Raw genomic sequence first — 26,657 nt, 5'->3', positions numbered from 1 at the left:
TATAGAAAATTTTTAAAATTGGTGTCATTTATTTACCTCCCAATGTTTTTTGGGAGGTTTATTTTTAACATATTTTTATTTTTCACTCAAGGTATAATAGATTATTACAATAAAAATGGTAGAATATTGGCATTGGTTGAGGAAGATACCTTAAAAGAGCTAAAAGATGTTAATATATTATGGAGTGGTTATCTTTATAATAAAGGTAGTGAGTCAAGATTTGCCGTATTTTTGCGAAATATTTATAAAGCAGAAAATAGCAATAATGAAGCATTTACAAAGATGTATTTAATAGAGAGGTGAAAAATGGAAAAGATATTTTTAAATGGAGAAATTTTAGAAGATTATAAATTTATAAGAGCAATATCTTATGGAGAAGGAGTTTTTGAAACATTTAGATATAAAAATAAATTGCCAAAAACAATAAAAGAACATTATGAGCGTCTTATAGAAGGAGCAAACTTTATAAAAATTCCAAAAATAACCTATGAAGATTATATCTATTATATAGAAGAAGCAATAAAAAAAGTAGAAAATAAAGATTTATATGTAAAAACTCTACTTTTTGGAGAAGGTAGTGCATATTATCCACTTCAATCTTATAAATCAAATCTACTTATAATAATAAGGGATTTTCAGCCGGTAGAAAAACCATATAGATTAACGGTTGCACCTTTTAGAGTTCATAGCCTTGACCCACTGCTAAAAATAAAATCTGCAAATTATTTAAGAAATATATATGGAAAAAGATATGCAAATGAAAATGGCTATGATGATGTTATTATTCTAAATGAGAATGATGAAATCACAGAAACAACATCTGCAAATATATTCTGGATAAAAGGAAAATATCTATATACACCATCTCTTGATTGTGGAGTTTTAAATGGTATAGCCAGAAGGGTAATCATAGAAGAAGGGAAAAAACAAGGTTTTGTAGTAGTAGAAGGAAGATTTAATTTAAAAGATTTAAAACAGGCTGATAAAATATTTTTAACAAATGCTTTACATTGGATAATAAAAGTGTCAGAGGTTAAAGGAGTTTGAGATGAGGTTTTTAGAAAATTTAAAAAATTTAAAAGCATATAAAACAGAAACAACACCCTGTAAAATAAAATTATCTTCAAACGAATCACCATTTGATTTATCAGAGCAGTTAAAAGAAAAAATTGCAAATAAAATAAAAGAGATACCTTTTCAAAGATACCCTGACCCGACAGCAAAGCAATTAAAAGAAATCCTTGCAGATTTTATAAAAGAAGAAGAAGGAATATCCTTAAAGCCGGAAAATTTTGTTTTAGGTAATGGCTCTGATGAGATAATAAATCTCTTAATCACAATAATTGATAAAAATGTAGCTTATCCTATTCCTACATTCCCTATGTATCAAGTTTCTTCTGATGTTGCAAGAAAAAATAAAATTGAGTTTGAACTTGATGAAAATTTTGATTTAGTGAAAGAGCAGATAGATAAAGCCTTAGAAAAAAATCCGGATATATTCTTTTTTGCTTCACCGAATAACCCTACCGGAAATAGTTTTAATAAAGACTTGATAAATTATGTAATAGATAAAGGAATTTTTACAGTTATAGATGAGGCTTATATACATTTTTCAGATAAGGAAAGCTTTTTAAAAAAAGCTATTGAAAAAGAAAATGTAGCAGTTTTAAGAACATTATCAAAAATAGGACTTGCATCAATCAGGGTAGGTTATCTAATAGCAAAAGAAGAGATAGCTACTCAGATAGATAAAGCAAGATTGCCATTTAATATAACATACCCATCACAAGAAATAGCAAAAATTGTTTTAACAGAAGGAAGAAAAGAGATAAAAAATCAGATTAAAATAGTAAAAGCAGAAAGAGAAAAAGTTATAAAAGAAGTGGAAAAGATAAAAGATATTAAAGTTTATCCATCAGATGCAAATTTCTTTTTAATTCGCGTTAAAGATGCAGATTATCTGCATAAAGAATTGATAAAGAAAGGAATATTAACAAGAAATATGTCCCATCTACCAAAGATGGAAGGATGTATCAGAGTATCAATTGGAAAACCTGAAGAAAATGAAGCATTTATAGTTGCATTAAAAGAAATTTTTGATTAAAGCTTATAAAAATTTTGACGAAAAATGTATTAAATCATAAAAAGGAGTTTAAAATGAGAAAGATAGTTTTAGCTTTATTTGGAATATGCTATTTAAGTTATGCAGGAGATGAGTTTGGAGTATTCAAAAATAAAGAAGAATCAACACAGTATAATCAAAATAAGATTGAAGAAAAAAATTATACAACAACAGAATATTTAGACCAAGCACAGAATAGTTTAAAAACTGCTCAGGAGCTTGGATGTGAGATAAAAGCAAGTTATGAATGTGCAAGGGCAGAAAGCTATTATAAAATAGCAAAAGAAGAAGCATCTATGCTAAATCTTGAAAAAAGTAAAGAAGCAGCATTGAAATCCATAGAATGGTCATTAAAGGCTGTATCAAAAATATATGAAGAAAAAGAAGGAGCAAGACAATGAAAAAAATCTTCATGCTTTCTTTATTATCGGTATCATTTGCTTTTGCTCAGGTTAAAGATATAAAAACAATAGAATATGAAATAGAAAAGATAAAAGAATTACATGCAAAAGAATGTGCACCGGATGAACTTGGCAAGGCAGAAAGTTATTTTGATAAATTAAAAGAGGTTAATCCAAAAAATGAGATAGATTTAAATAATCTCAAAGCCGTTGAGTATTTAAGAAAAACTGAGCAATCTATAACATTAGCTAAAGCTAAAATATATAGTGATAATGATAAAGACGGTGTGCCTTGCTATCAGGAAATAGCAAGAGGAACAAATCCGGAAGTGCCGGATATAGAGAAAAAAGTTGCTAAAGAAGAAGCTAAACCAAAAGAAGAAATAAAACCTCAAGAAGAAATAAAACCAAAAGAAGAAACTACTAAAAAAGAAAATGTAGAACCTTTATTAACACAGGCAAGAATTCATTTTCAATTTAATAAAGCATCTATAAAAAAAGAGTATTTACCTTATCTTAATATAATTGTTAAAAAATTAAAAGAAGATAATAGCAAAAAAGTTAAAATTATAGGTTATACAGATAATATTGGCTCTAAGGATTATAATGATAAACTTGCGAAAAAGAGAGCAATGGCTATAAAAAATTATCTTGTAAAAAAAGGTATCTCGCCTGATAGAATTATAATAGAAGGAAAAGGAAAATCTGATTATTTAGTAAGCAATGATAATGAGATAAATAGATTTACAAATAGAAGGGCTGATTTCTTTATTGTTAATATAGAATAGAGGTTATTTTTGGCTTCCGGTAGAACCCATGATATTATAAATTTAACTGCTTTACCTGTTTTTGTTTATTACTTAAAACCGGAAGATTTTTTAGCATTTAGTAGTGGATATTTAATAGGCACATTTTTGCTATCTCCGGATAATGATTTATATCATTCTAAACCAAATAAAAGATGGAAATTTTTAAGGTTTATCTGGCTACCTTATGTAAAGATTTTTTCCCATAGAGGAGTTTCCCATCTGCCTATTTTAGGATTAGTTTTCAAGATGTTTTATCTATTTTTAATCTTTTTTATATTTTATTTTTTTGTTCAAACTTTTATTTTTAAAGAAAGTCTAAATTTAAATAAAGAGATGATAAAAGAATTTCTAAAAAATCCATTTGTTTTCTCATTTTTTATTGGGTTGATAATTGCTGAATTTATGCATATTATTACTGATATAATATATTCTGCTATTAAAAAGCTAAGACCCAAAAGGCGGAAATATCGTTGATAAAGCTTTTTAAAATTTTTGGAATACAGATTAATTTAGATTATAGTTGGTTTATTATATTTTTTCTTGTTAGTTTTACCCTTGCAAATTATTATTATCCCTCTTTTTATCCAAATCAAAATGTAATTATTTATTATTTAACCGGTATGGTTTCGGCTATACTTCTCTTTGCTTCTGTTTTACTTCACGAACTTTCCCATTCTCTTATGGCTATTCGTTTTGGTATACCGGTTAAAGATATTAATCTGTTTATATTTGGTGGAGTTGCAATGATAGAGGAAGAGCCACACACTCCAAAAGAAGAATTTTTAATTGCAGTAGCCGGCCCCTTAATGAGTATATTTTTAGGCATTATTTTTTTTACAATTAGTTATTTTTATCCAAAAGATGATTTATTAAACGGAATTTTTAATTATCTATATATGGTAAATTTTGCACTTGCGTTATTTAATACAATACCTGCTTTTCCACTTGATGGTGGAAGAGTTTTAAGGGCTATAATCTGGGCAAAAAAAGATTTACTAACAGCTACAAAAATTGCTTCCCAATCGGGAAAAGTTTTTGGTTTTATTTTGATTTTAGTTGGTTTTGTATCATTATTCTCCGGAAATATTATAAATGGATTATGGCTTGGATTTCTTGGTTGGTTTTTAATAAATTCTGCAAATATTGCATATCAGCAAACATATCTTGCTTATAAATTAGCAAAATATAGGGTAAAACATCTAACAAATCCATTAAAACCTATATTTTTTAATGAAAGTATAATCTCTTTGATAGATATTCCGATTATATACAAATACTATCCAGTATTAATGGATAATGGAGAAATTAGATTTATTAATCTTTATGATTTTGATGAATATTTTATAAATGAAAATAAAGATAAAAAAGTAAAAGATTTTAGCTATCCTATACCTGTTTTTGTTTTTACAGATGATACGGTCGTAAAAGCATATAAATTAATGAATCAATATAATCTGGATTTTTTACCGGTTTTTTATAACAATACATTTGTTGGTATAATAAAAAGGGAAGATATTGAAAATATCTTAAAAGGGTAGATAAATGAGAATTTTAGTTGTAGAAGATGATAATAAATTACTTAACCTTATTTCTAAAAAATTAAAAGAAGAAGGATTTGAGGTAGATAAGGCAAAAGATGCAGAAGAAGGCTTAAATTATATTCTGTATCAAAATTATGATGTTATCATTTTAGATATAATGCTACCAAAAATGAGCGGTTTCCAGATTATAGAAACTGTTAGAAAAAAAGGAATAAAAACACCTATTTTAATTTTAAGTGCCAAAGAATCGGTTGAAGATAAAGTAAAAGGTCTATCAATTGGTGCAGATGATTATTTAACAAAACCATTTAGCTTTCCTGAATTAATAGCAAGAATAAATGCATTAATAAGAAGAACAAAAAATATAGAGGAATTTACAAAAATTAAATATGCAGATTTAACGATAGATTTAGTAAAAAAGGAAGTTTTTAGAAATAATAAAAAGATAGATTTAACAGCAAAAGAGTTTGAACTACTTGAATATTTAGCAAAAAATGCAGAAAAAATTGTTACGAGAAATATGATTTTACAAAATGTATTTGATATAAACTTTGATATAAATAGCAATATTGTAGATGTTCATATATTTAGACTGCGAGAAAAAATAGATAGAGGATTTGATAAAAAATTGATACATACCGTCCGTGGATTTGGATATGTTCTTAAAACTGATGAATCTTAGAAAAACTATATTCTTTAAACTTGTTTTTGTATATTCCTTAATTATTGCAATATCTTTAACATTCTCTTTTTTTACCATTTACTCATTTTTTGAAGCCTATTTAGATAGTCAGGTAAAAAAAGATTTGATAGAAACGGCAAAATGGGCAGATTCTGTTTATAAAAAAGAAGGTTTAAAAGAGTTGATAGAACAGATAAAAAGAGAAGCAGAAGTTATTGATGAAAGGGAGTTATTTTATAAAATTTATGATAAAAATGGAAATATAATTTTAAGCACAAATACAGCAGTTCATACAAAAGATATAGCTTTAAAATTAGAAGATGCAGGGATATTAAAAAAAGGAAATTTTGTAATTAAGAAAATTGATTATTTTTATGTAATTTTTTATAAACTTTCTGATAAATATACTTTTGTTGTTGGCGAATCCATTTTAGATAATAACAAAATGCTTAATAAACTTCAAGAAATATTTTATATATCCGGAATAATTGCATTTTTATTATCATTTTTTGCATCTGTTTTCACAACTTTTATATTTGTTAAAAAATTAAGAAAAATATCAGATACAGCAAAAGCTATATCTTCTACATCTTCCTTAGATAAAAGAATCCCTGTTAAATATATTTCAGATGAAGTAGACGAACTTGCAATACTTCTAAACCAATCCTTTGATAAGATAGAAACATTAATAAAATCCATAAAAGAAACCTCAGAAAATATAGCACATGATTTAAAAACACCAATAGCAAGAATACGAAGTTCAGCAGAATTATTACTTTTAGAGGAAAAGTTAGATAAAAAATGTGCAGATACAGTTGTATATATTATAGAAGAAACAGATAGACTTAACTCTATGATAGTTGATTTGCTTACGATTTCTAAATTAGAATCCGGAGCTTATATACTAAAAAAAGAAAAGATAAATCTTTCTTCTATTCTTCAAAACTTATATGAACTGTTTAAGAATTATGCTAAATCAAAAGGTATTAATCTACAAGCAGATATTCAGGAAAATATATTTATAGAGGGAGATACAAAATATATAAGTAGGGCTGTATCAAATCTGATTGATAATGCTATAAAATTTAATAAACCAAATGGTAAGGTGATTATATCTTTAAAAGAAGAAGATGAAAAAATTATTTTATCTATCACAGATACCGGTATAGGAATACCAGAAGATAAAATAGATAAAATTTTTGATAAATTCTATCAAGTTGATGAAAGTAGGTCTATATCAGGCTCAGGTCTTGGGCTTTCTCTTGTAAAGGTTGTATTGGAAAAACATAATGCAAAATTGGATATATTCAGTAAAGAAGGAGAAGGAACGAATATTGTAATTACTTTTCCAAAAATTACAAATTTGTAATCTAAATTTAATTTTTTTGTAATTTTTAGTACTTATTATATTTATAACTTAAAATTTTTAAGGAGGAAGAAATGAAAAAATTAGTTTTAGCATCTGCATTAGTTTTATCTTCTGCAGTATTATTTAGCTGCCAAAAGAAAGAGGAACAACCAGCTCAGCAGCAAGCTCCAGCTGAACAACAAGCTCCAGCACAACAACCGGCAGAACAACCAGCTGCACAACCAGCTCAACCGGCTGAGCAACAAGCTGCTCCAGCAGGACAAGAACAACAAGCACCTGCAGCAGGTCAAGAGCAACAAGCTCCAGCACAACAACCAGCTGGAAAATAATATAGGAAATGTTTAAGTAAGTAAGTAAAAAACTTTATTTTATAGGAGGTGTCAGACATGAAAAAATTAGTATTAGCAACTCTCTCAGTAGCAGTTTTTGGACTTGGATTTGCTTCTATGGCTGAAGAAGCAAAACAAGAAGCAAAACCAGCAGCTGAAGCAGCAGCTCCAGCTAAAGAAGAGAAAAAAGCTCCAGCTAAAAAAGCTCACAAAGCTCACAAAGCTAAAAAAGCTGTGAAAAAAGAAGAGAAAAAAGAAGAAAAGAAATAATCTTCTTAAAAGTGACGGCTCCTATGCCGTCTCTTTATTATTAATTATCCAATTAATATCAAATCTGAAATTCAAAAATAGAAAACTTACATCTTCAAACTAAATATTAAAAAACTTAAAAAGAAGAACTTTCAGAGCTACAAACTAGAAAAATTCTTTAAAATTTTATCATACCGGAATAGAGCCAGTATATTTAGTTTGGATATTTACTCCGGCAGATGAACTGTTTCCAACTGTACAGCCTCTTTTTCCTATAACTAATATTCTTTCAATTTGCTCTTTTGTTAAATCTCCATCAAAAGAAACATTTATTTCAACAGTTTCATATCTATTTTCATTTTCATGTTTTTTACCTTTTACTTCTACATTTAGATTTTCAATTTTCAAGCCTTTATGGTTTACGTAGGCTTTTACTGTAGTGGCAAAACAATGGGCAATAGATATTAGATATAATTCAGAAGCAGATACTCCTAAATCAGAAATATTAAAAGATTTTTCACCGGATTTAGCTATAAAATTATCATTTTCTAAGGATACATTTACAACTTTTTCTTTATTTTCCATTTTCCTCTCCTGCTATTTTAGTTTTACTTAAAATATTATAAAAATTTTTGTTAAAAAATGATTAGCATCATCTCATTTTATTCTTTTTGAGATAATTTTAAACTCTTCTGTGCCGGCTACTTTCAAAATCTGGAATAATATTGTTTCTGTGCAGGTAATAACTGTTCCGGCATCCTGTAATAATCTAAGGGCTATTTCTTTGTTTTCTTTACTTCTGGAACAAACTGCATCAGCTACAATATGAACTATATAACCCATTTTTAAAAGCTCAAGAGCAGTTTGTAATACACATATATGGGTTTCCATTCCTGTTAATATTAATTTTTTCCTGTTAATTTGTTTTATTTTGTTTTCAAAGTCAGATTCATTACAGCAGTTAAAAGATAGTTTTTCGATAGGATTATATTCCGGTAAAACTTGTTGTATTTCAGGAACGGTTTTCCCAAGCCCTTTTGGATATTGTTCTGTTAGTGATATGGGAATATTCATCATTTTTGATAACTCTATAAGATGAACCGTATTATTTATAACTTTTTCTCTTTCTTCCATAACAGAAGCAAGTTTATCCTGAATATCAATTATTATAAGAGCTACATCTTCTTTATCTAAAAAGTATTTATCAAGCATGATTTACTCCTTTTTTAGTGATTATTTCAAATAGTATAACAAAATTGCTTATAAAAAATCCTACTAAAACAGAAAATTCATATTTAAATATAAATTCTAAAACAAACCAAGATATAAAACCGGATAACATTGAAATCAATGCAAACTTACTGCTTACTTTTTTTGAATACAAACCAAATATGAAAGGTGCAAACAAAGATACAAGAGTTATTACAGAAGATGAAGCTACGAGCTCATAAATAGAAGAACCTGAAAATGCAATTATAAGAGATAAAAAAGCCACAAATAAAACCGAGATTTTAGTGATAAATAACAAAGTTTTATCTGTTAAAGAAGGAAATAAATATTTAAGAATATTTTCTGATAAAATAGCAGAAGGTGCCAAAATTGCGGCACTTGCAGTGCTAAGTATTGCAGAAACCAAAGCTCCAAAAAATAAAACCTGCGTAATAAAACTGCATTTTTGCATTATAATAGTTGGTAAATCTATCTGATTTTCCGTAGGAATTAAAAATTTTCCGAAAAGAGCTAAAAATAAAGGAATTAAAGCAACAGTAAGATACATAAAACCGGCAAAATATGAAGAATAAACTGCAACTTTTTCGGATTTAGAAGACATAAATCTTTGAAATAAATCTTGCCCCGGAAGAGAGCCAAGACCTATTATTATCCATGCAGTTATATAAGCTAAAATATCCTTTAAATTAAATTCAGGATAAAATCTAAAGAAATCCGGTGGAAGTTTATTAAATATTTCAGAAATAGAAGGAATTTGATTATAAATCTCATAAAAAGCAAAAGATAAGCCAATTATTATAACTATTGTTTGGATAAAATCTGTTAAAGCAATAGCCCACATACCACCGATATATGTATAAAAAACCACAACAAAAAATCCGATAAGTATAGATAAATTGGTGTTTAAACCGGTAATAGTTTTAAAAACTATCCCAAATGCTACAAATTGGGCTGCTATCCAACCAAAATAAGAAACAATCAAAAAAAATGAAGATATAATCTCTACCTTTTTTCCATATCTAACTTTAAAAAAATCACCAAATGTTAATAAATTCATTCTATAAAGTGGTTTTATAATTAATAATCCGGCTAAAAATAAACATAATGCAGCACCAAATGGTTCTTCAATTACACCGATTAATCCTTTCTCTACAAATTCAGAAGGAGCTCCGAGAATAGTTTCAGACCCAAACCATAATGCAAATAAAGCAAAAGTAGATAAAGAAAGCGGAAGAGACCTTCCGGCTAAAAGATAATCTTTTTCTGATTTTATAAATTTAGAAGCATAAACACCAATTAAAACTGTAATTAATAAATATATTACAATAAATAAACCAAGCATTTATGCCTGAAGTTTTTCTTTCCAGTAATTAATCTGCTGGAGAATTCTTTCTTTTGCAGTGCCACCAAAAGATTTTCTTCTATCGGCAACAACATAAGCAGATAATAAATTTAAAGCATCTTCTTCAAATAAAGGTGAGAAATTTTTAAGTTCTTCTAATTTTATATCTTCAAGCTCTCTATTTTGTGAAATAAGATAAGCAACAATTTTACCTACTATATGATGGGCTTCTCTGAAAGGGACGCCTTTTTCTGCTAAATAATTTGCTAAATCAGTAGCAAGGGCAAAACCACCGGCTGCTTTTTCTGTATTTTCTTTTTTTATTTTAAGACCATCTATTATTTTTGTTATACCTATTATAGAGCCTTTTAAGGTTTTAACAGCATCAAATACCGGTTCTTTATCTTCCTGTAAATCCCTATTATATGCAAGAGGAAGACCTTTAACAATAGTCAGAAGTGAAACTAAATCTCCATATACTCTTCCGGTTTTACCTCTTATTAATTCAAGGACATCAGGATTTTTTTTCTGGGGCATTATAGATGAGCCGGTTGTTAATTTATCCGGAAGTTCTACAAAATTAAATTCTGATGAAGAGTAAATAATTAAATCTTCACTTAATCTGGACATATTTGCCATGCAGATAGAAGAACAAGATAAAAACTCTATTGCAAAATCTCTACTTGCAGTTGCATCTATTGAATTCCTCATAATAGAAGAAAAACCAAGTTCCTTTGCCACAAATTCCCTATCAATAGGAAAATCTACACCGGCAACTGCACCACTACCAAGAGGAAGCTCATTAACTCTTTTTAAATTATCTCTAAATCTTTCTATATCCCTATTAAACATTTCCAGATATGCCATAAAATAATGGGAAGCTCTAATTGGTTGTGCCCTTTGAAGATGGGTATATGCAGGCATAACAATATCTATATATTCTTCTGCTTTTTTTAATAAAGATTTTTGCAGTTTTATAAGTAATTCTATAATTTCTTGAATCTGCTCTTTTAGATATAATCTGAATGCTGTTATAACTTGGTCATTTCTTGACCTTCCGGTGTGAACTTTACCACCGATATTTCCAATTCTTTCTATTAATGCTTTTTCTATATTCATATGGACATCTTCAAGTTCCCTTTTCCACTGAAATCTTCCTTTTTTTATATCTTCTGCTATCTGATTTAAACCTTCTATTATTTTTTCTGCTTCTTCTTTTGGAATAATACCTTGTTTTGATAGCATCTTTACATGGGCTATGCTACCTTTTATATCATATAATGCAAGTTCTTTATCAAAAGATACACTTTCTGTAAATTCTTCAACAAAAGCATCTGTATTTTCAGAAAATCTTCCACCCCAAAGTTTATTTTCAGCCATTTTTCTCCTCACTAAGATATAATCTTACAAGATTTAATGCAAATTGGGATATATATAATCTAACATCATTTCTTTCTGCTTTATAAATCTCTTTATAAACAACTGATTCTTTCCCGTTAAAAAATCCTATATAATGAAGTCCAAGGGGTTTTTCCGGTGTATCTCCTGTTGGCCCTGCTATTCCGGTATCACTTAAAGCAAAATCTGTTTTAAAAATTCTAATTGCTCCTTCCACCATCTGCTTTGCAACCGGCTCGCTTACTGCTCCGTATCTTTCAATATCTTCTTTTTTTACACCGAGTATATTTATTTTAGCTTCATTTGAGTAAGAAACAACACCACCTAAAAAATATTCAGATGAACCGGCAACATTTACTATTCTTGAGGCTATCAGACCACCGGTAGAAGATTCTGCAGTAGATATTGTTTTTTTATTTTCTTTTAGCAATTTGCCTACAACTTCTTCCATTTCTAAATTATCTTCTGCATATATATTTTTTCCGAGCCTATCTCTTATAACTGCTATTTTATTTTCTAAGAATAATTTTTGGGTATCTTTCACAAATATATCAACACCTTTTGGAGATACATTATAAGAAAGATTATCTATATCTTTTAGAAGATAATTTAAATCAAGCTCATTTATCCCAAATGTTCTAAACAGATGAACAAATCTTTTTTTCTCTTTTAATCCAACTCTATCAAAAATTTCTTCAAGCATATCTTTCATTTCAGAAGGAACACCGGGAACTGCTATAACGGCTTTTTTAACATCATCTAAAACTTTTAAAAATCCTAAGGCTCTACCTGTTTTGCTTTTAATTGGAACACTTCCATAAGGTATTTTTGCCATACTTTTTCTTTCATCTGTGAATTCCAAAGCTCTTTCAAAATAATAATTTTTTAAGTATTTTAGCCATTCTTCATCATAAACAAGAGGAACACCTATTGCAGAAGATACTGCTTCCCTTGTTAAATCATCAGATGTAGGTCCAAGCCCACCGGATATGATTACAATATCAGCTTTATCAAGTCCAATCTTTATATAATACTGAATTAGATAAAAATCATCAGGAGCTAATGTTATACCAACAACATCAACTCCTCTTTCAAAAAGCTCTTTTGCTATATAATTCCCATTTTTATCTATTTTTCTTCCTTCTGTAAATTCAGAGCCGGTAACAAGAATAAATGCTTTCATTGCTTTATCACCCTGTTTATAGTTAATTTGATATTTCTATCTCCTGATTTTACTAAAATAGCTTCCGATTCGCAATCTCCTTCAGATGGAACAACTGCACCGGATTTTGATATTCTGGCAGATAATATTAGCTCTCCTTCAAACTCTTTAAATCTTTCTTCTGATAAGACCTCTGCCGGAGATACAGAAAATTTATAAGGAAATTTTGGATTTGTTACATTTTTAACTGCAAGAGGTTGAGGAGTTATTCCTTTTCTAACGATTATAAATAAAGTTCCGCTACATTTATCTTTTATTGAGCTATCAATATTTATCTCTCCTTCAATCTGATTTTTGTCTATAAAATAAGCTTCCGGAGGCAAACTCTGACATCCTATAACTAAAACAAATAAAGCCATAAATAATTTCTTCATATTCTTCCCTTTAAATTTTTTATTTAAATATAATAGCAAATTTTGAGAAAAAGATATTGGATTAATCGCCGATTTTTAATAAATCCCTTAATTCATCTTCCATTCTTCTACATTTTTATGCAAAATTCATGCCAATTGATATGCTTTATTTTTTTCAGCTTTTAAAACTTTCAATTAGTGAGTAAATATTAACTGATAAGAATATCCGAATAAGCTAATATTTTATTTTGAAAAATATTTTTTATTTTGCGATATATCAATTTTGCATAATGAAATGAATTAAAATTTTTGCATAACAAATATTATGCTACAATTTAATGATAAAATAAGCGGAGGATTAAAATGCATGAGATATTTTTATATCTTGCAATAATTTTGTTTTTAGCCAGATTATTTGGGGATATTTTTAATAGATTTGGTGTTCCATCTGTTCTTGGGGAGATATTTGTAGGCATTTTGCTTGGTCAATCTGTGCTTGGAATTATTCAAATAAATGATATTATAAAAATATTGGCAGAGATAGGTGTTATTTTATTACTTTTTCAAGTTGGAATTGAAGCAGATATTCATCAATTAAAAAAAGTAGGTTTTTCTGCATTTATAGTTGCAACTATCGGAGCATTTACTCCAATGGCTTTAGCATTTTTCGTTTCTTGTTATTTGCTTGACTTACCTTTTTTAACATCTTTATTTATCGGTGGGACTTTGACGGCTACAAGTATTGGTATAACTGTTAGAATACTTGAAGATTTAAAAAAGATGAAAGAAAGATTTGCCCAAATTGTTTTAGGTGCTGCAGTTTTAGATGATATTTTTGGAGTAATTGTTTTAGCCACTTTATTTGAATTTTCTAAGGAATCTTCCATTCATATTGATAAGATATTTAAACTTATTCTTTATATTGCTACATTCTTTTTATTGGCTCCAATTTTAGCCCAATTTATGGCAAAATTTATTAAAATATTGGCCGAAAAACTTGCTACCATAGATTTTATTCCTCCTACTATTTTAAGTATGGTGTTTTTCTTTGCTTATCTTTCTCACAAATTTGGTTCTCCTGAAATTTTAGGTTCATTTACAGCCGGTATGGCTTTATCAAGAAGATTTGTTATTCCTTTTGCTACATTTTTAAAACCGGATGAAAAAATGACAGAAAAGATAGAACATAGTATAAATCCTCTTGTTTGGGTATTAACTCCTATCTTTTTTGTGTCAGTTGGATTACAGCTTGATTTAAAAGCTATAGATTTTAGCTCTCTTCATTTTTGGGGATTGGCAGTATCTCTTTTGATTATTGCTTTTGTCGGTAAAATTATTTCCGGATTTTTTGTAAAAGGTTCTATACAAGAGAAATTATCCGTAGGTTTTTCTATGCTTCCAAGGGGTGAAGTTGGTCTAATATTTGCAGAATTTGGAAGAATGTCCGGTTTATTTGATAGCTTGATTTATGCTGTTGTTATATTTGTGGTTGCAATCACAACCCTTGCTTCCCCTATTATGTTAAAGATGCTTTTAAAGAAGAGTTAACAATTTTTGCTTTTTCATAATCTTGTGGTGTGTTTATACTCCAAAATGATAATAAATCTTTATCTATATGGCTTATTTCTTCTTGATTTATGATTTTTACATTTAAAATTTCAAATAATGCGAAAAGAGATTTTTTTCCTTGTTGATATAAATCTTTTGCTTTAAATAAAGCTTCTTTTTTATATAAATCTATCTCTTTGTTGCCTATGAGTATTAGGTTAGATGAGTATTTAATTAAAGATTTAACAATTTTTCTTAAAGAAGTTTCCCATTCTTTTACTTTGTCCGCCGACAAGTAAAACAGAAGTCAAACTTCCCATAATGCTGTTGTTAGATATTTTTCTCCTCCATCAGGTGATATAAATACGATGACACCTTCCTTTATCTCTCTGGCTATCTGTATAGCTGCTTCAAATGCTGCTCCTGTTGATTGTCCTACAAATATTCCTTCTTTTCTTGCAAGCTCTCTTGCCCTTTGATAAGCTATATCAGTTCCTACAAACATTGTTCTATCTAATCTGTTTTCATCAAATATTCCCGGTTTTATAGATGTTTCTATATATTTTAATCCTTCTATACCGTGGAATGGACTATCGGGCTGAACACCTATAACCTGAATATTTTCATTATATATCTTTAATCTTCTTCCGGTTCCCATTACTGTTCCACCTGTTCCAATACCTGCGATAAAATGGGTTATCTTGCCGTTTGTTTGATTCCATATTTCAACGGCAGTAGAGTAAAAATGGGCTTTCCAGTTAGCATCATTATTGTATTGGTCTATATAAAAATATTTATCCGGATTTTTTTCTACAAGTTTTCTAACATATATTATGGCTCCATCTGTGCTTTCAAGAGGATTTGTAAAATGTATTTTTGCTCCGTAAGCCTGTATTATTTTTTTTCTTTCTTCACTTACATTAGAAGGCATCGCAAGTTCTACTTTGTATCCAAGAGCTGTCCCAACCATTGCAAGAGCTATTCCGGTATTTCCTGATGTTGCATCTATTATTACTTTATCCTTTGTGAGTTTACCGGATTGGATTGCTTCTAAAATCATTCTTGTTGCCGGTCTATCCTTTACAGAACCACCGGGATTAAAACCTTCAAGTTTTATATAAATTTCTATATTCTTATTTTTAATATCATCCGGCAAAGATTTTTCAAGCTTTACAAGTGGTGTATTCCCAACAAGCTCAAGTATAGAATTTCTTGTTTTTCTTATGCATTCATCATGTTCACCTAATACCCACATAAACTTACCTGCCTTTGTTGTGATAAGATTATAATATCATATTTCAATATGAGAGGTATAGATTATGATGGAAGATATGGTTATTGATATATTTGAGGAAAGTGCAAGAATAAAGAAAGAATTTGTTTATGAATATGCCGAAGATATAGTAAATTTTGGTATTTTACTTGCAAAAAGATTAGAAGCAGGATTTAAGGTTCTTATTTGTGGAAATGGAGGAAGTGCAGCAGATAGCCAGCATTTTGCAGCAGAAATAGTAGGAAGATTTGAAAAAGAAAGAAAAAGCTATAAAGCTATTGCATTAACAACAGATACATCAATACTTACTGCAGTAGGAAATGATTATGGATTTGATTATATATTTTCAAAACAAGTGGAAGCCATTGGAGAGAAAGGAGATATTTTAATAGGTATATCAACATCCGGTAATTCTAAGAATGTAATTGAAGCAGTTAAGGTTGCAAAAGAAAAAGGTTTATTTACAGTTGGATTTTTGGGCAAAGATGGTGGTATTTTAAAAGAAATTGTAGATAAGGCATTTATTGTTAAATCTGATAACACGGCAAGAATACAGGAAACCCATCTTGTTTTAGAACATACTATTTGCAAAATCATAGATATGTATCTTACCGGTGAAATAGAAAAGTAAATATATGGTAAAATATTGTTATATGCATTCAGGAGGCTAAAAAGATGAAAATTGCCGTTGATAAATCAGATTTTCAAGATGCCTTAAAAAAGGTTTCCGGTGTTACCGAAAAAAAATCATCTTTACCTATTCTTACCAATTTTTTACTTGAAGCAAAAGATGATTATTTATATATAATCGGAACGGATTTAGAGATATTTAGCTGGTATAGAATACCTGCAAAAATAGAAGAAGAAGGAAAAATCTGCGTAAATGCAAAAAAGATTACAGATATATCAAAATTGGTATCCGGAAATGAGATTTTAATATACAAAGAAGAAAATACATTAAAAATAAAATCTGCCAAAACCAATTATAAACTTCAAACATTTGACCCGGAAGATTTTCCTAAGATGCCGGAGTTTCAAGAAAATAATGCATTTTATATATCAGGAGTATCACTTTTAAGAGGAATATCTTCCGTAATGTATGCATCATCAAAAGAAAGTAGCAGATATGCTCTTTCAGGTGTAGCATTTTCTATGAAAGGAAATATTATAGATTTTGTGGCAACAGATGGACACAGACTTGCTTTATACAGGGTAAATACAGACCAAAATCTTGAAAAGAATATTTTAATCGTTCCTCAAAAAGCCCTAAATGAGCTTAAAAAATTAATAACCGGATTAGAAGATATTGAAATTAGCTATGTAGATTCAGAATCAATGTTATTCTTTAAATCAAAAGAATGGCTCTTGGCAACAAGATTGGTAGAAGGAGCTTTTCCTGATTATGAAGCAGTTATTCCGGAAAGCTATAATATAGAGATTGTTTTAAATATAGAAGAGTTTGAAAATGCATTAAAAAGGGTTTCTGTTGTTATAGATTCTGATATAAAACCGGTAGTAATCAGACTGGAAGATAATAAAATGATAATAAAAACACCATCTTCCGAAGAAAATCAGGCAGAAGAACAACTTGATATAGAATATAACCAAGAACCATTTGAGATAGGATTTAACTCAAGATATATAATAGATGCTTTGGAACCTATTGAAGAAAAGGAATTTATTATAAGATTTACATCGCCACAGGCACAAACATTGATTTTGCCAAAAGAAGAACAAAATTATAAAGCCATAGTTATGCCTATGGAAGTAAAATAATAAAAGAGGAGAAAAAATGGAACATATAGATTATACAGCCGAAAGTATTCAAGCAGTTACAGGGTTAGACCACGTTAGAGCAAGACCTGCTATGTATATAGGAGATATAGGTGAGCGTGGAGTTCACCATCTTATATGGGAAATATTAGATAATGCCGTTGATGAAGCAATGGCAGGTTTTGCTAAAAATATAACAGTAATCATCCATGAAGATGGCTCTGTAACTGTAGAAGATGATGGTAGAGGTATTCCGGTTGATATCCATCCGGAGTATAATATGCCGGCAGTTCAGATGGTATTTACAATACTTGGAGCTGGTGGAAAATTCTCTAAGAAAGCTTACCAATACTCTGGTGGATTACACGGAGTTGGAGCCTCTGTAGTTAATGCTTTATCAAAATGGTTGGTCGTTGAAGTTTACAGAAATGGAAAAATATACAGACAACAATATGAATATGGAAAACCTATAACAGAATTAAAAGAGATAGGCTCAACAACAAAAAGAGGAACAAAAGTAACATTTAAGCCTGATGATTCTATATTTGAAACAGTTAATATTAAATATGATATTGTTGCAAAAAGATGTAGAGAGCTTGCATTTTTAAACCCAGGGGTAAGATTTACGGTTATAGATGAAAGAAAAGATATTCAAGAAACATTTTATTACGAAGAAGGTATAAAAGATTTTGTCAGAGTTTTAAATCAGGCAAAAGAGCCATTATTTGATGAAATAATATATATAAAAGATGAAAAAGATGGAGTTTTGGTTGAGGTAGCTTTCCAATATACAAAAAGTTATAACGAAGTATTGGAAAGTTTTGTAAATAATATAAAAACAATAGAAGGTGGAACCCATGTTTCCGGATTTAGAGCCGGACTAACAAAATCAATGAATAAAACATTGTCAGGAATGAGACTTCCAAAAGAGTTAAAATCAGGCGTCAGCGGAGATGATTTAAGAGAAGGATTAACAGCAGTTATATCTGTAAAAGTTCCGGAACCACAATTTGAAGGACAAACAAAAACAAAACTTGGAAATCAAGACGTTAGAAGAATAGTAGAATCTATTGTATCGGATTATTTAACAGAATATTTTGAAAAAAATAAAGATATAGCTTTAAAGATTGCAGAAAAAGCAATAGAAGCAGCAGTTGCAAGAGAAGCAGCAAGAAAAGCAAAAGAGATTTCCAGAAGAAAATCATTCTTAGAAGATACAACATTACCGGGTAAATTAGCAGATTGTTCTGAAACAGAGCCATCTTTATGTGAGTTATTTATAGTGGAAGGAGAATCTGCCGGAGGAAGTGCAAAACAAGGTAGAGATAGAAGAACACAGGCAATATTGCCACTTAAAGGTAAAATTTTAAATGTAGAAAAAGCAAGAATAGATAAAATATTATCAAATGAAGAAGTTAGAGCAATAATAAATGCAATAGGAACCGGTATAGGACTTCAAATACAATCAGAAGAAGGAGATAAACAGGAGGAAGGATTTGATTTATCAAAATTAAGATATCACAAAATAATAATAATGGCAGATGCAGATGTTGATGGCTCCCATATAACAACCTTATTGCTTACCCTATTTTATAGATATTTCCCTCAAATAATAGAAAATGGACATCTATATATTGCCCAACCACCTTTATATAAACTAAAAAAAGGACGCTCAGAGATATATATAAAAGATGATGAAGAACTAAACAGAATGATAATAGATTTCGCCTGTGAAGAAATAAATATAGAAGGAAAAAATATAACAAAATTACAACTAAAAGATATAACAAAAAAAGCAAAAGAGTATAAAGAACTAAAAGAAAGTCTTTATAAAAGAAAAGATAAAAAGATAATGGATATTGTATTCAAAGAAAATATAACAGAAGAAGATTTACAAAATTTACAAAAAGTTGAAAAAATTGTAAATACTTTAAAAGAAGTAGCACCGGAATATGAGATATATTATCAATTTGATGACCAAGAAGCAGAATATAAAATAATCTGCGAAAGAAGAGAAAGATTTAATATTTATCAAACAATAATAGATAATCATCTTCTTTCATCTTATGCTTACAACAGAATTAAAGAGATTGAAAAAGAGATAAAACAAACCTTAGGAGAACTTCCGATTGTTTTAAATTATAAAAATGAATCAAAAATAGTTGAAGATTTAGATAATCTATTTGATACTATAAAAGAAATAGGCTCTTCCGGTATAGAGATACAAAGATATAAAGGGCTTGGTGAGATGAATCCGGAACAACTTTGGGAAACTACAATGAACCCAAAAACAAGAAGATTAATACAGGTAACAATAGAAGATGCAGCCCTTGCAGATGAGGTATTTTCTATTTTGATGGGTGAAAAAGTAGAACCAAGAAAAGAGTTTATTATGAAATATGCAAAAGAAGCTAAAAATATTGATATTTAACTTCTTATTAATACTGGTATTTTTTACAGAAGCTATTGCTCAAGTTCAGGTTGTAGGAGCAAAAAGGGATATTCTAAAAGGTAAAATTTTGGAAGAAGAAGATTTAACATATATAACCATAGGGTATAAACAATCAGGAACATTTGAAAATATAAATGATTTAATCGGGAAAAAATTAAAATATAATATAAAAGCCGGTGAAGTAATAAAAGATTTTATGTTAGATGATTTTGATATAAAGCCAAATACAAAAGTAAAGATAATATATGATAAGAATGGAATTAGAATAGAACTGCTTGGTAGAACAGTTGAAGGTGGAAAAATAGGTGATATAATAAAAGTTAAAAATATATCCACAAATAAAGTAATAAAATGCAAAGTGTTAGATGCAAATACAGTTTTATATATAACTGGCGAAAATTAAGAGGTGAATTAATATGAAGGGGAGATTATTATTATTATTAATGATACCGGTTTTATCTGCATGTAGTTCTAAAACTAATTTTGGAAAACCATATAATCCAAATCCTCCTGAAATAGCCCAGCAAGATACAAAACCAAAATCCTTAGGTTCTTTATATACAGGAAGTTATAATAATCTATTCTCTGACAGTAAGGCTTTTGCAGTAGGAGATATTATCACAATAAAAGTTTATGAGAATTTAGCTGCAACTACCGGTGCAAATACAAAAACATCAGAAAATAGCAATATGGATTTAAATGCACCAAGCCCTGTTTTAATGGGTAAAAAAGTATTTAATAAAGAGCCGGTTGCAGGAATTACAGAAAAACAATCAGATACATTTCAAGGTTCTGCAAAAACAGATAGAAATGCAAAACTTATAGCTTCTATATCTGCAAGGGTTGTAAAAGTATATCCAAATGGAAATATGTTTATTGTAGGTCAAAAAACTATCAAGGTAAATGATGATTACCAAACATTAAAGATATCCGGAATAGTAAAACCTACAGATATACTTCAAGATAACTCAATAGATTCTTCCAGAATTTCTGATATGTATGTGGAATATAACGGAGAAGGATACTTTAATGAAGCAGCAAGACCAGGTTGGCTTGCACAATTTATAAAGAAAATTTGGCCATTTTAATTGAGGGGTAATTATTGTGAAAAAGATAATATTATTTTTAATTCTTGTGATAACTTTTAATGCTTTTGGAAAGAATAATGTAAAGATAAGAGATGAAGTTGAGATTTCCGGAATGAGAACAAACTATTTAACAGGATATGGTATTGTTGTAGGTTTAAACGGAACAGGAGATGGGACAACAAGTAAATTTACCTTAATAACAATAGCCAATATGCTAAGAAAATTTGGTATATATATAGACCCTAATCAAGTAAAAACAAAAAATGCAGCAGCAGTAATTGTTACTGCCAATATGCCACCTTTTGCAAAACCCGGAATGAGTTTTGATGTATCTGTTAGCTCTATTTCAGATGCAAAAAGTATAGCAAATGGTGTTTTAATCAGAACACCTCTCTATGGCCCTGATGGCAAAATATATGCCTTTGCACAAGGTCCTGTTTCTACCGGTGGTGGATTTAGTGAATCTAATAAAGGTGGAAAAATAGAAAAAAATTTTCCTACTTCCGGAATAGTTGTAAACGGTGGAATTATGGAAGAAGAACTTCCAATAAATTTAGAAGATATACCTTTTATAACTCTATCTTTAAAAAATCCTGATTTTGAAAAATCCTCCCAGATAGCAAAAGTAATAAATGATAAATTTGGAAAAATAGCTACAGCAGTTGATGCTACATCTGTTGTTGTAAATTTACCGAAAAATGTAAACAAAACAGAGTTCATTGCAAAAATACTGGATTTAGAAATTCAATCGGATTCTGAACCTACAGTTGTGATATATGAAAAAACAGGAACTGTGATAATGAGCGGAGATATAAAGATAGACCCTCCTGTTTATGTAGCTCATTCTAATATATATGTTGTAGTAGAAAAAACTCCGGTAATATCCCAACCGCCACCACTTTCCGGTGGTACTACAACCACTGCGGAAGTAACAACAACAACTGTAAAAGAGGAAAAAGGAAGAATAATATCTATAGAATCACCAAAACTTTCAGACCTTGTTAAAGCTTTAAATGACCTTGGAGTATCACCAAGGGATATGATAGCAATATTACAGGCAATAAAAAATGCCGGTAAAATTCATGCAAAAATTATAGTAATGTGAGGTTAAAAATGGAACCTATTCAATCTTTTTTTGATTTTAAATCTCTACAAGAAAATAAAAATATAGAAAAAGTTGTGGAAGGTTTTGAATCTATCTTTGCCCAAATGATTATAAAAGAGATGAGAAAATCTGTAGAAGAAAATTCATTCAGTAGCAGAATGTACTGGGATATGTTTGATATGCAGTTAGCCCAGATAATAGCTCAAAATGATGGATTACATCTTAGGGATTATTTTTTAAATGCCTTAAAAGCTTACCAGTCAAACTTAAAAAGTGAGGAATAAGTTTGGAAGGGGTTTTATCTTTATTTAATAGAGTACAGCAATACTCAGATGCAATTATTGTTGTTTTAATTATTGTTATTATTGGCTCAATGGTTTTGCCAGTACCGGCATTTTTGCTTGATATATTACTTACTTCAAGTATCACTTTTTCCTTAATTATTTTAATGACAACTGTATATGTAAAAAAATCCTTGGAAATAACTGCATTTCCTTCTTTACTTTTAATAGCAACCCTTTTCAGATTATCTTTAAATGTCGCTTCTACAAGAAGAATATTGCTCCATGGCCATGAAGGGCCAGATGTTGCCGGACATGTTATACAATCTTTCGGGCAGTTTGTGGTTGGTGGAAGTTATGTTGTCGGTATAGTAGTTTTTGCTATCCTTGTAGTTATAAACTATATAGTAATAACTAAGGGAACAGAAAGGATATCCGAAGTTGCAGCACGATTTACTTTAGATGCTATGCCTGGTAAACAGATGAGCATTGATGCAGATTTAAACAGTGGACTTATAGATGAAAAAGAAGCCCAAAGAAGAAGGGAAGAGATAAGAAAAGAGGCAGATTTTTATGGAGCTATGGATGGTGCCTCTAAATTCATCAGAGGAGATGCAGTTGCCGGTATCATAATTACGCTTGTCAATATGATAGGTGGTATCATAATAGGTGTTGTCCAAAGAGGAATGGATTTCCAAACAGCTTTGCAAAACTTTACTATATTAACAATAGGAGATGGTTTGGTTAGCCAGATACCTGCACTTATAACATCAACAGCTGCCGGTTTAATGGTTACAAGGGCTGCTTCCGAAACAAATCTTGGAAAAGAGATATTTACCCAACTTACTTCTTATCCAAAAGCTTTATGGATGGCATCCGGAGCAATATTTATAATGGGAATAATCCCTGGAATGCCATTTTTACCATTTAGTATATTATCAGGTATAGTAGCTCTAACCGGTTATCTAACATATTTAACAATAAAAGAAAAAGAGAAAAAAGAAAAAGAAGAAAGAGCAAAAGAAATCCTAAAAGAAGCAACAAAAGAAGAACCACCGGAAGAAATAATCACTCAGCCGGATGTTATAGCTTTTGAAGTAGGATACGGATTAATTCCTTATCTTGAAGAAGAGCAAAATGGGGAACTTTTAAAAAGAATAAAATCATTAAGAAGACAGCTTACAAGGGATTTAGGAATACCAATTCCTCTTATTCATATAAGAGATAATCTCACATTAAAACCGGGAGAATACAGAATATTAATCAAAGGTATAGAAGTAGCAAGAGGTGAAGTTATACCAGGCAAATATCTTGCAATAGATACAGGTAATGTAAGAGAAAAAATAGACGGTATACCAACAAAAGACCCTACTTTCGGATTAAATGCATACTGGATAGATGAAAGCTTAAAAGATAAAGCAAAGATTGCCGGATATACAGTTGTTGATATACCTACTGTTATTATAACCCATTTATCAGAAACATTAAAACAAAATCTAAGTGAGATATTAACAAGAGCTATTGTTAAAGATATGATAGATAATCTTGCTAAAAAATATCCTATTGTTAAAGATATTGTACCGGAGCAAGTTCCACTTAATGTAATCCATAGGGTATTACAAAATCTTCTTAAAGAAAAAATACCTATCAATGATATCTTGAGTATTCTTGAAACATTATCCGATTATATTAGAAAAACGGAAGATATAGATTTATTAACAGAGTTTGTTAGACAATATCTTCAAAAAAGAATAACTTCAATATATGCGAAAAATGGCAGTCTTGATGCTATTGTTTTAAGTGCAAAAGTAGAAGATTATATAAACCAAAAATTAAGAGAAAATAATTGGCAGATGCCATCTTTTGACCCAGTTTTTATCCAAAATTTAATATCAAAAATAACGCCTTATATGGAGCAGTTTTTAATAAAAGGTGAGGAGCCGGTATTACTTACATCTCCTGCAGTAAGAAGATTTGTCAAAAAATTAATAGAGCTTTACATACCTAATTTAAATGTTTTATCATATTCGGAGATAGACCCTAAGGTAAAATTAAATATAATAGGTATGGTGGATTTAAATGGAAATTAATATTTATGAAGGAGAAAACTTAGAAAAATTATTAGAGCAAGCAAAAAGGGAGTTTGGAGAAGATGTAAAAATAATAAATTATGAAGTATTTACAGAATCAAGATTTTTGCCATTCCTTAAAAAGAAAAAATATAGATTAATAGTCCAAAAATCAGAGGATAAAAAAGAAGAAATAAAAGAAAAGATAGATTTTGAGCAGATATTAAATCAGGTTGAAAATCTAATTGAAGAAAAAATAAAAAAAATTAATAGAGAGCCACAGATACCTATCATAGAAACAAAAATAGAAAATAATATTCAAAATCTATTACAGGAATTTACAGGTAGTGCAGTAGATCTAATTAGATTATTAACTTCCAAAGATGTAGAAGAAGATGTGGCTCTAAATATAGTAAAAGAAGCATCTGGTTTTGATATTGATAGCGGTAAATATGATTTAACCTCATTTGATTTAAAAGAATCATTGATAAAAGGTATACAAAATAGTATTCAGTTCAAAACAGATTTTGATATAGGTGCAGATGTAAAAATAATCACATTTGTTGGACCTACCGGTGTCGGTAAAACAACTAATCTATTTAAAATTGTTTCGGATCTTGTTTTAAAAAAAGGACTAAAAATTTCAGTGATTTCTACCGATACTTATAAAGTAGGAGCAGTTGCTCAGGCAAAAACATATGCAAATATATTAAATATACCATTTTTTGCCACTTCTGATTCAAAAAAATTGAAGGAAGTAGTAGAAGAATTTTTAGAAGAAAGCGATATTATATTTATAGATACAGTTGGTAGAAGTCATTATGATTATTGGAAACTTGGAGAAATTAAAGAAACCCTTAGCAAAGTAGAAAATATGGAGACATTTTTGGTAATCTCAGCAAATTATAAAAATAATGAAGCAAAAGAGATAGTAAATAAATACAGAAGATATTTTAAGATAGATAGATTATTCTTTACAAAGATAGATGAGACAAAAAATCATGGATTATTACTAAATATACCAATAAAGACCGGAATACCTTTATCTTTTGTAAGTACAGGACAAAATGTTCCTGATGATTTTAAACCATTAGATGCAGATTTTTTAGCAAATCTTTTTATAGAGTGATTTAAAATGGATGAACAATTAAAACATTTAAAAGAGCTTGTAAATAATAGAGCAGTTAATAAAAATACAAAATTTATATCAATTGCATCCGGTAAAGGTGGAGTTGGTAAGACAAATATAATAGCAAATTTTGCTTATATTCTTGCTAACTCTTTTAATAAAAAGGTTTTATTAATTGATGCAGATATAGGAATGGCAAATATCCATATAATACTTGATTTAAATGTAAAAAAGACATTAAAAGATATAACTTATGGAGAAAAGATAGAAAATATAATTTTAAATAAATATGGATTTGATATTTTGCCTGGATTTTCAGGTATAGATAGTATATTTGAGTTTGGAGATTTTGATTCTTTTTCTTTTATAAAGATGCTGGATAAAATATCTTCTTATTATGATTATGTTTTGATAGATATAGGTGCCGGTATAGATGAGAAGATAGCTAATTTTGTAAGAGCATCCAACAAAACATATATAGTAACTACTCCTGAACCTACTGCATTGGTAGATGCTTATGCATTTATAAAATCAATCTATAAATCTTACGGATATAAAGATTTTAAAGTAATAATAAATATGGTAGAAAATAAACAGGAAGCAGAGGAGATATTTTTTAGTTTAAATAATTCCCTAAGTAGATTCTTAGATATAACTGTCCAACTTGCCGGTTATCTTCCATTTTCAAAATTAATTCAAGAATCTGTATTGAATAAAACTTTAATAACTGCAGAATATCCTTCTGACAAATTTAGTATTCAGCTTACCAATATTGTTGCCAATGAAATAGGAGAAAAACCTCCAAAAGAAAAAAGTTCTTTCTGGGAAAAATTTTATAGCTTTATTAAAAGAAGTTAATCTGTTGAAATTTTGATAAATCTCCAGTAAATTA

The 26,657-nt window shown here is 29.2% G+C and carries 30 protein-coding genes; 22 read left to right on the top strand and 8 right to left on the bottom strand.

All coding sequences use genetic code 11. From position 1 onward, the window contains the following. Window positions 1-42: 42 nt before the first annotated feature. From QOR43_RS05370 to QOR43_RS05320, 11 genes are all read left to right on the top strand, one after another. Window positions 43-303 (top strand): hypothetical protein, encoded by a 261-nt coding sequence (locus QOR43_RS05370; RefSeq protein ID WP_283571444.1) that lies wholly within the window; start codon window positions 43-45, stop codon window positions 301-303. Between the two features lie 3 nt (window positions 304-306). Continuing rightward, a complete protein-coding gene (locus QOR43_RS05365) occupies window positions 307-1,047 on the top strand; it encodes an aminotransferase class IV (RefSeq protein WP_265133764.1) in 741 nt (246 codons plus the stop codon). Window position 1,048: 1 nt separating this feature from the next. Continuing rightward, the gene (gene hisC / locus QOR43_RS05360; protein WP_265133765.1) at window positions 1,049-2,104 is read left to right on the top strand and encodes a histidinol-phosphate transaminase; all 1,056 of its coding nucleotides are present in this window, start codon (window positions 1,049-1,051) and stop codon (window positions 2,102-2,104) included. Between the two features lie 53 nt (window positions 2,105-2,157). After that, a complete protein-coding gene (locus QOR43_RS05355; RefSeq protein ID WP_265133767.1) occupies window positions 2,158-2,523 on the top strand; it encodes a hypothetical protein in 366 nt (121 codons plus the stop codon). Beyond that, on the top strand, window positions 2,520-3,311 hold the full coding sequence (locus tag QOR43_RS05350; protein WP_265133768.1) for an OmpA family protein: 792 nt from the start codon (window positions 2,520-2,522) through the stop codon (window positions 3,309-3,311). The genes QOR43_RS05355 and QOR43_RS05350 overlap by 4 nt, the downstream gene beginning before the upstream one ends. Before the next feature lie 9 nt (window positions 3,312-3,320). Next, window positions 3,321-3,806 (top strand): metal-binding protein, encoded by a 486-nt coding sequence (locus QOR43_RS05345; RefSeq protein WP_265133769.1) that lies wholly within the window; start codon window positions 3,321-3,323, stop codon window positions 3,804-3,806. Further along, window positions 3,803-4,870, top strand: coding sequence for a site-2 protease family protein (locus QOR43_RS05340; protein WP_265133770.1), 1,068 nt, complete (start codon window positions 3,803-3,805; stop codon window positions 4,868-4,870). The genes QOR43_RS05345 and QOR43_RS05340 overlap by 4 nt, the downstream gene beginning before the upstream one ends. Before the next feature lie 4 nt (window positions 4,871-4,874). Then, window positions 4,875-5,555 carry a response regulator gene (locus tag QOR43_RS05335; RefSeq protein ID WP_265133772.1) on the top strand — a complete coding sequence of 227 codons (681 nt, stop codon included), beginning with the start codon at window positions 4,875-4,877 and terminating at the stop codon, window positions 5,553-5,555. Next, on the top strand, window positions 5,545-6,924 hold the full coding sequence (locus tag QOR43_RS05330; RefSeq protein WP_283571443.1) for a sensor histidine kinase: 1,380 nt from the start codon (window positions 5,545-5,547) through the stop codon (window positions 6,922-6,924). The genes QOR43_RS05335 and QOR43_RS05330 overlap by 11 nt, the downstream gene beginning before the upstream one ends. Window positions 6,925-6,995: 71 nt before the next feature. Further along, window positions 6,996-7,253 carry a hypothetical protein gene (locus QOR43_RS05325; RefSeq protein WP_265133773.1) on the top strand — a complete coding sequence of 86 codons (258 nt, stop codon included), beginning with the start codon at window positions 6,996-6,998 and terminating at the stop codon, window positions 7,251-7,253. Window positions 7,254-7,310: 57 nt separating this feature from the next. Next, window positions 7,311-7,523 (top strand): hypothetical protein, encoded by a 213-nt coding sequence (locus tag QOR43_RS05320; RefSeq protein WP_265133775.1) that lies wholly within the window; start codon window positions 7,311-7,313, stop codon window positions 7,521-7,523. 168 nt (window positions 7,524-7,691) lie between these two features. Here QOR43_RS05320 and QOR43_RS05315 read toward each other — a convergent pair whose 3' ends face one another. The 6 genes from QOR43_RS05315 to QOR43_RS05290 form a co-directional block, all read right to left on the bottom strand. Next, the gene (locus tag QOR43_RS05315; RefSeq protein WP_265133776.1) at window positions 7,692-8,087 is read right to left on the bottom strand and encodes an OsmC family protein; all 396 of its coding nucleotides are present in this window, start codon (window positions 8,085-8,087) and stop codon (window positions 7,692-7,694) included. A 72-nt stretch (window positions 8,088-8,159) separates the two neighbouring features. Continuing rightward, complete coding sequence (locus QOR43_RS05310; protein ID WP_265133778.1) at window positions 8,160-8,714, bottom strand: hydrolase; 555 nt, start codon at window positions 8,712-8,714, stop codon at window positions 8,160-8,162. After that, window positions 8,707-10,074 (bottom strand): high affinity choline transporter 1, encoded by a 1,368-nt coding sequence (locus QOR43_RS05305; RefSeq protein WP_265133779.1) that lies wholly within the window; start codon window positions 10,072-10,074, stop codon window positions 8,707-8,709. Before QOR43_RS05305 ends, QOR43_RS05310 begins: the two co-directional genes overlap by 8 nt. Next, a complete protein-coding gene (argH, locus tag QOR43_RS05300) occupies window positions 10,075-11,454 on the bottom strand; it encodes an argininosuccinate lyase (protein WP_265133780.1) in 1,380 nt (459 codons plus the stop codon). Next, the gene (locus QOR43_RS05295) at window positions 11,447-12,655 is read right to left on the bottom strand and encodes a nicotinamide-nucleotide amidohydrolase family protein (RefSeq protein ID WP_265133781.1); all 1,209 of its coding nucleotides are present in this window, start codon (window positions 12,653-12,655) and stop codon (window positions 11,447-11,449) included. The genes argH and QOR43_RS05295 overlap by 8 nt, the downstream gene beginning before the upstream one ends. Further along, on the bottom strand, window positions 12,652-13,068 hold the full coding sequence (locus tag QOR43_RS05290) for a c-type cytochrome biogenesis protein CcmI/CycH (protein WP_265133782.1): 417 nt from the start codon (window positions 13,066-13,068) through the stop codon (window positions 12,652-12,654). The genes QOR43_RS05295 and QOR43_RS05290 overlap by 4 nt, the downstream gene beginning before the upstream one ends. 336 nt (window positions 13,069-13,404) lie before the next feature. On the opposite strand from QOR43_RS05290, the gene QOR43_RS05285 reads away from it, so the two are divergent. Further along, complete coding sequence (locus QOR43_RS05285; RefSeq protein ID WP_265133882.1) at window positions 13,405-14,595, top strand: cation:proton antiporter; 1,191 nt, start codon at window positions 13,405-13,407, stop codon at window positions 14,593-14,595. Here QOR43_RS05285 and QOR43_RS05280 read toward each other — a convergent pair. Further along, the gene (locus QOR43_RS05280; RefSeq protein ID WP_265133783.1) at window positions 14,564-14,890 is read right to left on the bottom strand and encodes a hypothetical protein; all 327 of its coding nucleotides are present in this window, start codon (window positions 14,888-14,890) and stop codon (window positions 14,564-14,566) included. The genes QOR43_RS05285 and QOR43_RS05280 overlap by 32 nt on opposite strands. A gap of 12 nt (window positions 14,891-14,902) precedes the next feature. Next, window positions 14,903-15,850, bottom strand: coding sequence for a cysteine synthase B (cysM, locus tag QOR43_RS05275; RefSeq protein ID WP_265133784.1), 948 nt, complete (start codon window positions 15,848-15,850; stop codon window positions 14,903-14,905). A gap of 67 nt (window positions 15,851-15,917) precedes the next feature. Here cysM and gmhA point away from each other — a divergent pair, with 67 nt between their 5' ends. Genes gmhA through QOR43_RS05225 form a run of 10 tightly spaced genes read left to right on the top strand, consistent with a single transcriptional unit; the run spans window position 15,918 to window position 26,623 of the window. Continuing rightward, a complete protein-coding gene (gmhA, locus tag QOR43_RS05270; RefSeq protein WP_460174013.1) occupies window positions 15,918-16,499 on the top strand; it encodes a D-sedoheptulose 7-phosphate isomerase in 582 nt (193 codons plus the stop codon). A 44-nt stretch (window positions 16,500-16,543) separates the two neighbouring features. After that, window positions 16,544-17,644: a DNA polymerase III subunit beta gene (dnaN, locus tag QOR43_RS05265; RefSeq protein WP_265133786.1), complete on the top strand. Its 1,101-nt coding sequence runs from the start codon at window positions 16,544-16,546 to the stop codon at window positions 17,642-17,644. A gap of 16 nt (window positions 17,645-17,660) precedes the next feature. Continuing rightward, a complete protein-coding gene (gyrB, locus tag QOR43_RS05260; RefSeq protein ID WP_265133787.1) occupies window positions 17,661-20,072 on the top strand; it encodes a DNA topoisomerase (ATP-hydrolyzing) subunit B in 2,412 nt (803 codons plus the stop codon). Next, window positions 20,041-20,496 (top strand): flagellar basal body P-ring formation chaperone FlgA, encoded by a 456-nt coding sequence (gene flgA / locus QOR43_RS05255; protein WP_265133788.1) that lies wholly within the window; start codon window positions 20,041-20,043, stop codon window positions 20,494-20,496. Before gyrB ends, flgA begins: the two co-directional genes overlap by 32 nt. A 13-nt stretch (window positions 20,497-20,509) precedes the next feature. Beyond that, a complete protein-coding gene (locus QOR43_RS05250; protein ID WP_265133789.1) occupies window positions 20,510-21,181 on the top strand; it encodes a flagellar basal body L-ring protein FlgH in 672 nt (223 codons plus the stop codon). Window positions 21,182-21,206: 25 nt separating this feature from the next. Continuing rightward, a complete protein-coding gene (locus tag QOR43_RS05245; protein WP_425609135.1) occupies window positions 21,207-22,286 on the top strand; it encodes a flagellar basal body P-ring protein FlgI in 1,080 nt (359 codons plus the stop codon). A gap of 8 nt (window positions 22,287-22,294) precedes the next feature. Next, window positions 22,295-22,570 carry a rod-binding protein gene (locus QOR43_RS05240; RefSeq protein WP_265133790.1) on the top strand — a complete coding sequence of 92 codons (276 nt, stop codon included), beginning with the start codon at window positions 22,295-22,297 and terminating at the stop codon, window positions 22,568-22,570. A 2-nt stretch (window positions 22,571-22,572) separates the two neighbouring features. Further along, window positions 22,573-24,657 (top strand): flagellar biosynthesis protein FlhA, encoded by a 2,085-nt coding sequence (gene flhA / locus QOR43_RS05235; protein WP_265133791.1) that lies wholly within the window; start codon window positions 22,573-22,575, stop codon window positions 24,655-24,657. Next, entirely contained in the window at window positions 24,647-25,765 is a 1,119-nt protein-coding gene (locus QOR43_RS05230; RefSeq protein WP_265133792.1) for a flagellar biosynthesis protein FlhF, read from the top strand. The genes flhA and QOR43_RS05230 overlap by 11 nt, the downstream gene beginning before the upstream one ends. Window positions 25,766-25,771: 6 nt before the next feature. Next, window positions 25,772-26,623 (top strand): MinD/ParA family protein, encoded by an 852-nt coding sequence (locus QOR43_RS05225; protein ID WP_265133793.1) that lies wholly within the window; start codon window positions 25,772-25,774, stop codon window positions 26,621-26,623. The last annotated feature ends 34 nt before the right edge of the window (window positions 26,624-26,657 follow it).

This window comes from Venenivibrio stagnispumantis (assembly GCF_900182795.1).
Taxonomy (GTDB): Bacteria; Aquificota; Aquificia; order Aquificales; family Hydrogenothermaceae; genus Venenivibrio; species Venenivibrio stagnispumantis.
The sequence above is the reverse complement of the archived record's forward strand: the minus strand, read 5'-3'. Positions and strand labels throughout refer to the sequence as shown.

What these genes read in the sequence shown, in the direction of transcription:
- QOR43_RS05370 (WP_283571444.1), top strand. Translation starts at nt 43, where the DNA reads ATGTTTTTTGGGAGGTTTATTTTTAACATATTTTTATTTTTCACTCAA.
- QOR43_RS05365 (WP_265133764.1), top strand. Translation starts at nt 307, where the DNA reads ATGGAAAAGATATTTTTAAATGGAGAAATTTTAGAAGATTATAAATTT.
- hisC (WP_265133765.1), top strand. Translation starts at nt 1,049, where the DNA reads ATGAGGTTTTTAGAAAATTTAAAAAATTTAAAAGCATATAAAACAGAA.
- QOR43_RS05355 (WP_265133767.1), top strand. Translation starts at nt 2,158, where the DNA reads ATGAGAAAGATAGTTTTAGCTTTATTTGGAATATGCTATTTAAGTTAT.
- QOR43_RS05350 (WP_265133768.1), top strand. Translation starts at nt 2,520, where the DNA reads ATGAAAAAAATCTTCATGCTTTCTTTATTATCGGTATCATTTGCTTTT.
- QOR43_RS05335 (WP_265133772.1), top strand. Translation starts at nt 4,875, where the DNA reads ATGAGAATTTTAGTTGTAGAAGATGATAATAAATTACTTAACCTTATT.
- QOR43_RS05330 (WP_283571443.1), top strand. Translation starts at nt 5,545, where the DNA reads ATGAATCTTAGAAAAACTATATTCTTTAAACTTGTTTTTGTATATTCC.
- QOR43_RS05325 (WP_265133773.1), top strand. Translation starts at nt 6,996, where the DNA reads ATGAAAAAATTAGTTTTAGCATCTGCATTAGTTTTATCTTCTGCAGTA.
- QOR43_RS05320 (WP_265133775.1), top strand. Translation starts at nt 7,311, where the DNA reads ATGAAAAAATTAGTATTAGCAACTCTCTCAGTAGCAGTTTTTGGACTT.
- QOR43_RS05315 (WP_265133776.1), bottom strand. Translation starts at nt 8,087, where the DNA reads ATGGAAAATAAAGAAAAAGTTGTAAATGTATCCTTAGAAAATGATAAT.
- QOR43_RS05310 (WP_265133778.1), bottom strand. Translation starts at nt 8,714, where the DNA reads ATGCTTGATAAATACTTTTTAGATAAAGAAGATGTAGCTCTTATAATA.
- QOR43_RS05305 (WP_265133779.1), bottom strand. Translation starts at nt 10,074, where the DNA reads ATGCTTGGTTTATTTATTGTAATATATTTATTAATTACAGTTTTAATT.
- argH (WP_265133780.1), bottom strand. Translation starts at nt 11,454, where the DNA reads ATGGCTGAAAATAAACTTTGGGGTGGAAGATTTTCTGAAAATACAGAT.
- QOR43_RS05295 (WP_265133781.1), bottom strand. Translation starts at nt 12,655, where the DNA reads ATGAAAGCATTTATTCTTGTTACCGGCTCTGAATTTACAGAAGGAAGA.
- QOR43_RS05290 (WP_265133782.1), bottom strand. Translation starts at nt 13,068, where the DNA reads ATGAAGAAATTATTTATGGCTTTATTTGTTTTAGTTATAGGATGTCAG.
- cysM (WP_265133784.1), bottom strand. Translation starts at nt 15,850, where the DNA reads ATGTGGGTATTAGGTGAACATGATGAATGCATAAGAAAAACAAGAAAT.
- gmhA (WP_460174013.1), top strand. Translation starts at nt 15,918, where the DNA reads ATGGAAGATATGGTTATTGATATATTTGAGGAAAGTGCAAGAATAAAG.
- dnaN (WP_265133786.1), top strand. Translation starts at nt 16,544, where the DNA reads ATGAAAATTGCCGTTGATAAATCAGATTTTCAAGATGCCTTAAAAAAG.
- gyrB (WP_265133787.1), top strand. Translation starts at nt 17,661, where the DNA reads ATGGAACATATAGATTATACAGCCGAAAGTATTCAAGCAGTTACAGGG.
- flgA (WP_265133788.1), top strand. Translation starts at nt 20,041, where the DNA reads ATGCAAAAGAAGCTAAAAATATTGATATTTAACTTCTTATTAATACTG.
- QOR43_RS05250 (WP_265133789.1), top strand. Translation starts at nt 20,510, where the DNA reads ATGAAGGGGAGATTATTATTATTATTAATGATACCGGTTTTATCTGCA.
- QOR43_RS05240 (WP_265133790.1), top strand. Translation starts at nt 22,295, where the DNA reads ATGGAACCTATTCAATCTTTTTTTGATTTTAAATCTCTACAAGAAAAT.
- QOR43_RS05230 (WP_265133792.1), top strand. Translation starts at nt 24,647, where the DNA reads ATGGAAATTAATATTTATGAAGGAGAAAACTTAGAAAAATTATTAGAG.
- QOR43_RS05225 (WP_265133793.1), top strand. Translation starts at nt 25,772, where the DNA reads ATGGATGAACAATTAAAACATTTAAAAGAGCTTGTAAATAATAGAGCA.